The organism is Cupriavidus sp. FW305-F7 (genome assembly GCF_058782875.1).
Map to the genome: position 1 here is coordinate 1 of NZ_JBYSYC010000094.1, position 9,548 is coordinate 9,548.

Here is a 9,548-nt window from a genome sequence, read left to right on the forward strand (position 1 = left end):
GACGTGGAAGTGCCGGTCGAGAACATCCTCGGCGCCGAGAACGGCGGCGCCAAGGTGCTGATGAGCGGGCTGGACTACGAGCGCGCGGTGCTGTCGGGCGGCCCGGTCGGGATCATGCAGGCGTGCATGGACGTGGTTACCCCGTATATCCACGACCGCAAGCAGTTCGGCCAGAGCATCGGCGAATTCCAGCTGATCCAGGGCAAGGTGGCCGACATGTACACCACGCTGCAGGCCGCGCGCAGCTACCTGTACACGGTCGGCAAGAACCTGGACGCGCTGGGCAGCGGCCACGTGCGCCAGGTGCGCAAGGACTGCGCCGCGGTGATCCTGTACACCGCCGAGAAGGCCACCTGGATGGCGGGTGAGACCGTGCAGATCCTGGGCGGCAACGGCTATATCAATGAATACCCCGCCGGCCGGCTGTGGCGCGACGCCAAGCTGTACGAGATCGGCGCCGGCACCTCGGAAATCCGCCGCATGCTGATCGGCCGCGAGCTGTTCGCGGAGACCATGTAAAGCGCAAGGGGGCGCCGAAATCACCCGGAGCCCCCGCCCGAACCCCATTACAATCTCAGTACCCGTCGCAAGACCTCTCGCAGTATTGCCCCCGGCCCCCGTCGACCCATGTCCCACTTCCCCAAACTGCTCTCCTCGCAGATTGCCTTCGATGTGGCGAGAACGATGCTCGACGGGTTCGACAAGCACTACCGCCTGTTCCGCGAGGTCAGCCACCAGGCCAAGCTCAAGTTCGAGGCCGGCGACTGGCACGGGCTGCAGCAGATTCAGCGCGACCGCATTGCGTTCTACAACGAGCGCGTGCGCGAATCGAGCGTGATCCTGGAAGACGAGTACGACGCCGAGAACATCGAGGACGAGATCTGGCAGCAGATCAAGCTGCACTACATCGGCCTCCTGACCAACCACCACCAGCCCGAGCTGGCCGAGACCTTCTTCAACTCGGTCTGCACGCGCATCCTGCACCGCTCGTACTTCAACAACGATTTCATCTTCGTGCGCCCGGCGATCTCGACCGAGTACATCGAGAACGAGGAATCGCCCACGCGCCCGACCTTCCGCGCCTACTACCCGGGCAGCCGCGAGGGCATGGCCGCGTGCTTCGAGCGCATCGTGCACAACTTCCAGCTGGAGAGCCCGTTCGAGGACCTGCCGCGCGATATCGGCTACGTGGTGCGCGCGGTCAGCGAGCATTTCGGCGACCTGCGCATCGCGCCGAATTTCCAGATCCATACGCTGTCGTCGCTGTTCTTCCGCAACAAGGCGGCCTTCATCATCGGCCGCATCCTGAACGGCGACCACACCTTCCCGCTGGCAATCCCGATCCTGCACGGCCCCTCGGGCAAGCTGATGCTGGACACGGTGCTGCTGAAGAAGGAACAGCTGCTGATCCTGTTCTCGTTCACGCACTCTTACTTCATGGTCGACATGGAGATTCCGTCGGCCTACGTGACCTTCCTGCGCGACATCATGCCGCGCAAGCCGCGCGCCGAGATCTATACCTCGCTGGGCCTGCAGAAGCAGGGCAAGAACCTGTTCTACCGCGATTTCCTGCACCACCTGCAGCATTCGTCGGACAAGTTCATCGTTGCGCCCGGCATCCGCGGGCTGGTGATGCTGGTGTTCACGCTGCCGTCGTACCCGTACGTGTTCAAGGTCATCAGGGACTTTTTCCCGGCGCCCAAGGAAACTACGCGCGAGCTGGTCAAGTCCAAGTACCAGCTGGTCAAGCAGCACGACCGCGTGGGCCGCATGGCGGATACGCTGGAGTACTCCGACGTGGCCTTCCCGCTCTCGCGCTTCGATGATGCGCTGGTGCGCGAGTTCGAGCAGCACGCGCCGTCGATGATCGAATACCAGCGCGGCAAGGACGGCGGCGAAGAGATCGTGGTGCGCCACGTCTATATCGAGCGCCGCATGACGCCGCTGAACATCTACCTGACGGAGGGCTCCGACGCGCAGGTCGAGCACGGCGTGATCGAATATGGCAACGCCGTCAAGGAGCTGATTGCCGCGAACATCTTCCCGGGAGACATGCTGTACAAGAACTTTGGCGTCACGCGCCACGGGCGCGTGGTGTTCTACGACTACGACGAGATCGAGTACCTGACCGACTGCAACATCCGCGACGTGCCGCAGCCGCGCAACGAGGAAGAGGAGATGTCGGGCGAGGTCTGGTACACGGTGCGTCCGCACGATATCTTTCCCGAGACCTTCCGCACCTTCCTGCTGGGCGACACGCGCGTGCGCGCGGCGTTCCTGCGCCACCATGCGGACTTTTTCGACCCTGCCATGTGGCAGAGCCACAAGGACCGGCTCCTGGCCGGACATGTTCATGACTTCTTTGCCTATCACAGTTCAGAGCGATTCATTCACCGCTACGGCGAAGCTGGCAGCGTGCAGGCTGCCGTTCCCGATCCTGGTCCCGCAAGGAGGGTCGCATGACTGACGCCATTGCCCAGCTGTTCCGCAACAACCGCGAGTGGGTCGACCGGGTCAACGCCGAAGACCCCACCTTCTTCATGCGCCTGGCCAACCAGCAGGCGCCCGAGTACCTGTGGATCGGCTGCTCCGATTCGCGCGTGCCGGCCAACCAGATCCTGGGCCTGGCCCCGGGCGAGGTGTTCGTCCACCGCAATATCGCCAACGTGATCGCGCACAGCGACCTGAACGCGCTGGCGGTGATCCAGTTCGCGGTAGAGGTGCTCAAGGTGCGCCATATCACCGTGGTGGGCCACTACGGCTGCGGCGGTGTCAAGGTCGCGCTCAAGCGCGAGCGCATCGGCCTGGCCGACAACTGGCTGCGCCATGTGCGCGACGTGGCCGACAAGCACGAGGCCTATCTCGGCACGCTGCTGCGCGAGGACGACGCCCATACCCGGCTGTGCGAGCTCAATGTGATCGAGCAGGTCAACAACGTCTGCCAGACCACCGTGCTCCAGGATGCCTGGACCCGCGGCCAGGCCGTGACCGTGCATGGCTGGGTCTACGGCGTGTCCGACGGCCTGCTGCGCGACCTGGGCATGGCCGCCAGCAGCAACGAAGAACTGCACGAGCAGCTGGCCGCGGCCTACCGCCAGTACGGCGATCCGCCGCAGGCGTCGATCCGCTGACCGGACCCACCCGACACCGCTTCTTCATACACCGATCCAGGAGACCCGACATGGAAGAGATCGTTATCGTTTCAGCCGCCCGCACGCCGATGGCTGCGTTCCAGGGCGAATTCGCCAGCGTCACCGCGCCGCAGCTGGGCGCCGTGGCCATCCGCGCCGCCGTTGAGCGCGCCGGCCTGAAGCCCGAGCAGGTGGAAGAAGTGGTGTTCGGCTGCGTGCTGCCGGCCGGCCAGGGCCAGGCCCCGGCGCGGCAGGCCGCGCTGGGCGCCGGCCTGCCGCTGGGCGTGGGCTGCACCACCGTCAACAAGATGTGCGGCTCGGGCATGCGCGCGGCCATGACCGTCTACGACGGGCTGATCGCGGGCTCGTTCGATATCGCCATTGCCGGCGGCATGGAGAGCATGACCAATGCGCCGTACCTGGTGCCGAAGGGCCGTGGCGGCTACCGCATCGGCCACGGCATGATCTACGACCACATGATGCTGGACGGCCTGGAAGACGCGTATGACAAGGGCCGCGCCATGGGCACCTTCGGCGAGGATTGCGCCGCCAAGTACGGCTTTACGCGCGAGCAGCAGGACGAATTCGCGATGGAAAGCGTGCGCCGCGCCCAGCAGGCCACCGAGAACGGCGACTTCCGCTGGGAGATTGCGCCAGTGACCGTGTCCGGCAAGGGCGGCGACACCGTGATCGACACCGACGAAGGCCCGCGCCGCATCAAGCTCGACAAGATCCCCTCGCTCAAGCCCGCCTTTGCCAAGGACGGCACTATCACCGCGGCCTCGTCGTCGTCCATCAACGACGGCGCCTCGGCGCTGGTGATGATGCGCGCCTCCACCGCGAAGAAGCTCGGCCTGCAGCCGATCGCACGCATGCTCGGCCACACCACCCACGCGCAGGCGCCGGGCTGGTTCACCACCGCGCCGGTCGAGGCCATCGCCAAGCTGTACCGCAAGCTGGACTGGACCACCGACAGCGTCGACCTGTTCGAGATCAACGAGGCCTTTGCCGTGGTGCCGATGGCGGCCATGCACGACCTCAAGATCGCGCGCGACAAGGTCAATATCCACGGCGGCGCCTGCGCGCTGGGCCACCCGATCGGCGCCTCGGGCGCACGCATCATGACCACGCTGATCGGCGCGCTGCGCAAGACCGGCGGCAAGCGCGGCGTGGCGAGCCTGTGCATTGGCGGCGGCGAGGCAACCGCGGTCGGTATTGAGATTCTCTGACGTAGTTCTGCGCCCCTCTCCCTCATAAAGGGGGAGGGGCGCAAGATCCAGGCAGTTCGCTGAACCCAAGTAGCCAGTCAAAGGAGCACAGCCTTGCCAACCGTCCTGATCCTCGGTGCCTCGCGCGGCATCGGCCTTGAATTCGTGCGCCAGTACCGTGCCGACGGCTGGCGCGTCATCGCGGCGGCGCGTACGCCCGAAGGCGTCGGCGCGCTGCAGGCGCTGGGTGCCGAAGCTCACCAGGTCGACCTGTCCGATGCCGGCGCGGTCGCGGGCCTGGGCTGGAAGCTCGACGGCGAAGCCCTCGACGTGGCGATCTACAACGCCGGCGTGCTGGGGCCCCGCACCGAAGGCGCGCAGCCGGTCACGCCGCAGGAATTCGACCAGGTGATGCATGTCAACGTGCTCGGCCCGATGATGGCGCTGCCGCTGCTGCTGCCCTACGTCGAAGCGGGCCAGTCCGGCCACGGCGGGGTGCTGGCGGTGCTGTCTTCGCGCATGGGCAGCATCACCGCGATGGAGCACAGCACCAGCTGGCTGTACCGCGTCAGCAAGGCCGGCGCCAATGCGGCGCTGCGCGCGGTCTCGCTCGATGCGCGCCACGCCACCTGCGTCGCGCTGCACCCGGGCTGGGTCAAGACCGACATGGGCGGCCAGGAAGCCGACCTGACCGTGCAGCAGAGCGTCAAGGGCATGCGCCAGGTGCTGGCTGGCGTCAAGCGGCGCGACAACGGCACCTTCCATAACTACGACGGCACGCCCATCCCCTGGTAAGCGCGCCCGCACACTGATCACCGAACCGACATGCTGCTGACCCCCGAACAGGAAATGATCCGCGACGCCGTGCGCCAGTTTGCGCAGGAAGTGATCGCGCCGCAGGCCGCGCAGTGGGACCGCGACAAGACCTTCCCCAAGGACGTGCACCGCGAACTGGCGGCGCTGGGTGCCTACGGCGTGGCAGTGCCGGAGGAATACGGCGGCGCCGGCCTGGACTACCTGTCGCTGGCGCTGATCCTTGAAGAGATCGCGGCCGGCGATGGCGGCACCTCCACCGTCATCAGCGTCAACAACTGCCCGGTGTGCAGCATGCTGATGTCGTTCGCCAGCGAGGCGCAGAAGCAGCAGTGGCTGGTGCCGCTGGCGCGCGGCGAGATGCTGGGCGCGTTCTGCCTGACCGAGCCGCACGTCGGCTCGGATGCCTCGGCGCTGCGCACCAGCGCGGTCCGCGACGGCGACCACTACGTGCTCAACGGCGTCAAGCAGTTCATCACCAGCGGCCAGAACGCCGACGTGGCGATCGTGCTGGCCGTGACCGACAAGGCTGCCGGCAAGCGCGGCATCAGCGCCTTTATCGTGCCGACTTCGACCCCGGGTTACGTGGTCGCGCGGCTGGAGGACAAGCTCGGCCAGCACTCGTCGGACACCGCGCAGATCCTGTTCGAGGACTGCCGCGTGCCGGCGGCCAACCTGCTGGGCGACGAGGGCGGCGGCTACAAGATGGCGCTGTCGGGCCTGGAAGGCGGGCGCATCGGCATCGCCTCGCAGAGCATCGGCATGGCGCGCGCCGCGTTCGAGGCGGCGCTGGCCTATGCCAAGGAGCGCGAGAGCTTCGGCCAGCCGCTGTTCCAGCACCAGGCGGTGCAGTTCCGCCTGGCCGAGATGGCCACCCGCATCGACGTGGCGCGCCAGATGGTGTGGCACGCCGCCGCGCTGCGCGACGCCGGCCGCCCCTGCCTGAAGGAGGCGGCCATGGCCAAGCTCTTTGCCAGCGAGATGGCCGAGCGGGTGTGCTCGGATGCGATCCAGGTGTTTGGCGGCTACGGCTACGTCAGCGACTTCCCGGTGGAGCGCATCTACCGCGACGTGCGCGTGTGCCAGATCTACGAGGGCACCAGCGATATCCAGAAGATCCTGATCGCGCGCGCGCTGGCCTAGCTATGCGCGTACGATGGGGTGCATGCCGCGAAGGCGGCGCGCTTCCCTGATTCCAGACCCGGCAACCACAACAAGAAGGGCCCCGACATGACCGCAGCGATCGACTTCTACTTTGATTTCTCTTCGCCCTACGGCTACTTTGCCAGCACCCGCATCGACGACCTGGCGCAGAAGTACGGGCGCATTGTCGCCTGGCATCCCATCCTGCTGGGCGTGGTGTTCAAGACCACCGGCGCCTCGCCGCTGCCGCAGCTGCCGCTCAAGGGCGATTACTCGTGGCGCGACTTCGAGCGCACCGCGCGGTTCCACGGCATCGAATACAAGCGCCCCACGCATTTCCCGCTGCCCACCACGCACGCCGCGCGCGCCATGCTGTGGCTGCAGAACCACCACGGCGACGACATCGCCACGGCCTTTGCCAAGTCGGTGTACCGCGCGTTGTTCGTCGACGACATCAATATCGCCGAGCCGGCCGAGATCATGAAGCTGGCCGAGCCGCTGGGCGTGGACGTGCAGGCGCTGGATGCCGGCGCCACCAGCTACCAGATCAAGGACCAGCTCAAGGCCGAGATCGACGTGGCGATGGCCAAGGGCGTGTTCGGCTCGCCCTTCGTCATCATCGACGGCGAGCCGTTCTGGGGCTTCGACCGCTTCGACCAGGTCGAGGCCCACCTGAAGAGCCGTCGCCAGACTGAACTCAGGGCCGTGCCGAGCCTGGACACCAAGGAAAAGAAACCCGCATGACTGCAGCAACCCGTGGCCATTCCGGCCGATTCGATTGCGTGATCTTCGACTGCGACGGCGTGCTCGTCGACAGCGAGCCCATCGTCAACCGCGTGCTCAACCAGATGCTGAACGAGCTTGGCATCGAGATCTCGCTGGAAGACTCCACGCGCCTGTTCCTCGGCCGCGCCGTGCGCGAGGAGCTGGACATGATCGCGCGCATGCGCGGCGCGCCGCTGCCCGAGAACTGGCTGTCGACCTGGCTGGCCCGCCGCAACGCGGTGCTGGAAGCCGAAGTCGTCGCGGTGGCGCATGTGCGCGAGGCGATTGGCAAGATCGCCGCCACCGGCATGCCGGTGTGCGTGGCGTCGGGTGCGGACCGCATCAAGGTCAAGCTGCAACTGACCAGGACCGGGCTGGTCGAGCTGTTCCAGCAGGATGAGCGCGAGCACATCTTCTCTGCCACCGAAGTGGCGCGCAGCAAGCCCGCACCCGATGTGTACCTGCTGGCCGCGCGCACCATGGGCGTGGAGCCGGCGCGCTGCGCCGTGGTGGAAGACAGCCCGACCGGCGTGACCGCGGGCGTGGCCGCCGGCATGACGGTGTTCGGCTACGCCGAGCGCAACGATGCCGCGCTGCTGCGCGAGGCCGGCGCGGGCACCATCTTCACCGATATGCGCGACCTGCCGGAGCTGGTGGGATGACGGCGAAAGCGGCAGGCCGCTTGCCCAAGGCCGGACCGGTGCCGTGCCCGTGCGGCAGCGCGGACTATGCCGCCTGCTGCGGCCGCTTCCATCGTGGCGAGGCACTGCCGCCCAATGCCGAGGCGCTGATGCGCTCGCGCTACAGCGCCTATGTGCTGAACGACATGGAATGGCTGCGGCAGACCTGGCATGCATCGACCTGCCCGGCCGACCTGTTGCCGGATACCGCCACACGCTGGCTCGGGCTCACGGTGAAGGCGCATGCGCAGCAGGACGACACGCATGCCGAAGTGGAATTCGTGGCGCGCTACAAGGTAGGCGGGCGTGCCAAGCGGCTGCATGAGCGCAGCCGCTTTGTCTGCGAAGCGCGCGCGCCCGGCGAGGCGCCCCGCTGGCTTTATGTGGATGGGGACATGATCGGGGAGGCACCATGAGCATCGAGAAGCGGAACGAGCCTGAGTACCTGCTGTATTGCTTTGCCCAGTCCGGCAATGCCTACAAGGTGGCGCTGCTGCTGGAAACCGTCGGCGTGCAGCGCGGCCAGCAGCTGTGGCAGCCGCGCTTCGTCGATTTCTTCAATGGCGAGACCCGTACGCCCGAGTACCGCGCCATCAACGTGATGGGCGAGGTGCCGGTGCTGGAGTTCGGCGGCCAGCGCCTGTCGCAGTCCGGCGCCATCCTGGAAACGCTGGCCACGCGCCTCGATGCCTACGGCCCGCGCGATGAGGCCGAGCGCGCCGAGGTGCTGCGCTGGCTGCTGTTCGACAACCACAAGTTCACCTCCTACACCGCCACCTACCGCTTCATGCGCAACTTCGCCAGGTCGCCGGACCCGGCCGTGCTGGAGTTCTTCCGCGCGCGCTGCGAAGGCGCGTGGAACGTGCTCAACGCGCACCTGGCCGGGCGAGCATTCCTGCTGGGCGAGCGCGCCAGCATCGCGGACTTCTCGCTGGCGGGCTACGTCTTCTTCGACGACGAGATCGGCGTGCACTGGCGCAAGGAGTACCCGCATATCCACGCCTGGGCCGAGCGCATCCGTGCGCTGCCGGGCTGGAAGCATCCCTACGACCTGATGCCGGGGCACCCGCTGCCCAAGCACGCAGGCTGAGCCCGGCCGCTGGCAGGACGGCGAAAACCAATATCAAGCAGGAAGAGACACAGATGCCCACCCTGGAAACCAAACTCAACGCCCGCTCCGAATCCTTCAAGGCCAACGCCGAGTCGATGCAGGCCCTGGTGGCCGACCTCAAGGCCAGGATCGCGAAGCTGGCCGAAGGCGGCGGCGAAGACGCGCGCAACAAGCACCTGTCGCGCGGCAAGCTGCTGCCGCGCGAGCGCGTGCAGCAGCTGCTGGATCCGGGCACGCCGTTCCTGGAGCTGTCGCAGCTGGCCGCATACGACATGTACGACAATGCCGCGCCGGGCGCGGGCATCATCACCGGCATCGGCCGCGTGGCCGGGCAGGAATGCGTGATCGTCTGCAATGACGCCACCGTCAAGGGCGGTACCTACTACCCGATGACGGTCAAGAAGCATGTGCGCGCGCAGGAGATCGCCGAGGAGAACAACCTGCCGTGCATCTACCTGGTGGATTCCGGCGGCGCCAACCTGCCCAACCAGGACGACGTGTTCCCGGACCGCGACCACTTCGGCCGCATCTTCTACAACCAGGCCAACCTGTCCAAGCAGGGCATCCCGCAGATCGCGGTGGTGATGGGATCGTGCACCGCCGGCGGCGCCTACGTGCCCGCGATGAGCGACGAGTCCATCATCGTCAAGAACCAGGGCACCATCTTCCTGGGCGGCCCGCCGCTGGTGAAGGCCGC

Annotated in this window: 11 protein-coding genes; all 11 read left to right on the forward strand. The window is 66.8% G+C overall.

What is annotated here, in order from left to right; all coding sequences use genetic code 11:
* Positions 1-519, forward strand: a 519-nt coding sequence (locus tag AC3WL8_RS39165) for an acyl-CoA dehydrogenase family protein (protein ID WP_492380187.1), incomplete at its 5' end; no start/stop codon positions are given.
* Between the two features lie 108 nt (positions 520-627).
* On the forward strand, positions 628-2,463 hold the full coding sequence (gene aceK / locus AC3WL8_RS39170; RefSeq protein ID WP_153957034.1) for a bifunctional isocitrate dehydrogenase kinase/phosphatase: 1,836 nt from the start codon (positions 628-630) through the stop codon (positions 2,461-2,463).
* The gene (gene can, locus AC3WL8_RS39175) at positions 2,460-3,131 is read left to right on the forward strand and encodes a carbonate dehydratase (protein ID WP_013955254.1); all 672 of its coding nucleotides are present in this window, start codon (positions 2,460-2,462) and stop codon (positions 3,129-3,131) included. The genes aceK and can overlap by 4 nt, the downstream gene beginning before the upstream one ends.
* A gap of 50 nt (positions 3,132-3,181) precedes the next feature.
* The gene (locus tag AC3WL8_RS39180) at positions 3,182-4,360 is read left to right on the forward strand and encodes an acetyl-CoA C-acetyltransferase (protein ID WP_013955255.1); all 1,179 of its coding nucleotides are present in this window, start codon (positions 3,182-3,184) and stop codon (positions 4,358-4,360) included.
* Between the two features lie 93 nt (positions 4,361-4,453).
* Complete coding sequence (locus tag AC3WL8_RS39185; protein WP_013955256.1) at positions 4,454-5,134, forward strand: SDR family oxidoreductase; 681 nt, start codon at positions 4,454-4,456, stop codon at positions 5,132-5,134.
* Between the two features lie 30 nt (positions 5,135-5,164).
* A complete protein-coding gene (locus AC3WL8_RS39190; protein WP_013955257.1) occupies positions 5,165-6,295 on the forward strand; it encodes an acyl-CoA dehydrogenase family protein in 1,131 nt (376 codons plus the stop codon).
* 87 nt (positions 6,296-6,382) lie between these two features.
* Entirely contained in the window at positions 6,383-7,039 is a 657-nt protein-coding gene (locus AC3WL8_RS39195; RefSeq protein WP_018314407.1) for a 2-hydroxychromene-2-carboxylate isomerase, read from the forward strand.
* Positions 7,036-7,722: an HAD family hydrolase gene (locus AC3WL8_RS39200; RefSeq protein ID WP_013955259.1), complete on the forward strand. Its 687-nt coding sequence runs from the start codon at positions 7,036-7,038 to the stop codon at positions 7,720-7,722. The genes AC3WL8_RS39195 and AC3WL8_RS39200 overlap by 4 nt, the downstream gene beginning before the upstream one ends.
* Positions 7,719-8,156, forward strand: a complete 438-nt coding sequence (locus AC3WL8_RS39205) for a YchJ family protein (RefSeq protein ID WP_013955260.1) — start codon at positions 7,719-7,721, stop codon at positions 8,154-8,156. Before AC3WL8_RS39200 ends, AC3WL8_RS39205 begins: the two co-directional genes overlap by 4 nt.
* Positions 8,153-8,830, forward strand: coding sequence for a glutathione S-transferase family protein (locus tag AC3WL8_RS39210; protein ID WP_013955261.1), 678 nt, complete (start codon positions 8,153-8,155; stop codon positions 8,828-8,830). Before AC3WL8_RS39205 ends, AC3WL8_RS39210 begins: the two co-directional genes overlap by 4 nt.
* Before the next feature lie 53 nt (positions 8,831-8,883).
* A partial coding sequence (locus tag AC3WL8_RS39215) for a carboxyl transferase domain-containing protein (protein ID WP_492380188.1) occupies positions 8,884-9,548 on the forward strand: 665 nt, incomplete at its 3' end.

What these genes read in the sequence shown, in the direction of transcription:
- aceK (WP_153957034.1), top strand. Translation starts at nt 628, where the DNA reads ATGTCCCACTTCCCCAAACTGCTCTCCTCGCAGATTGCCTTCGATGTG.
- can (WP_013955254.1), top strand. Translation starts at nt 2,460, where the DNA reads ATGACTGACGCCATTGCCCAGCTGTTCCGCAACAACCGCGAGTGGGTC.
- AC3WL8_RS39180 (WP_013955255.1), top strand. Translation starts at nt 3,182, where the DNA reads ATGGAAGAGATCGTTATCGTTTCAGCCGCCCGCACGCCGATGGCTGCG.
- AC3WL8_RS39190 (WP_013955257.1), top strand. Translation starts at nt 5,165, where the DNA reads ATGCTGCTGACCCCCGAACAGGAAATGATCCGCGACGCCGTGCGCCAG.
- AC3WL8_RS39195 (WP_018314407.1), top strand. Translation starts at nt 6,383, where the DNA reads ATGACCGCAGCGATCGACTTCTACTTTGATTTCTCTTCGCCCTACGGC.
- AC3WL8_RS39200 (WP_013955259.1), top strand. Translation starts at nt 7,036, where the DNA reads ATGACTGCAGCAACCCGTGGCCATTCCGGCCGATTCGATTGCGTGATC.
- AC3WL8_RS39205 (WP_013955260.1), top strand. Translation starts at nt 7,719, where the DNA reads ATGACGGCGAAAGCGGCAGGCCGCTTGCCCAAGGCCGGACCGGTGCCG.
- AC3WL8_RS39210 (WP_013955261.1), top strand. Translation starts at nt 8,153, where the DNA reads ATGAGCATCGAGAAGCGGAACGAGCCTGAGTACCTGCTGTATTGCTTT.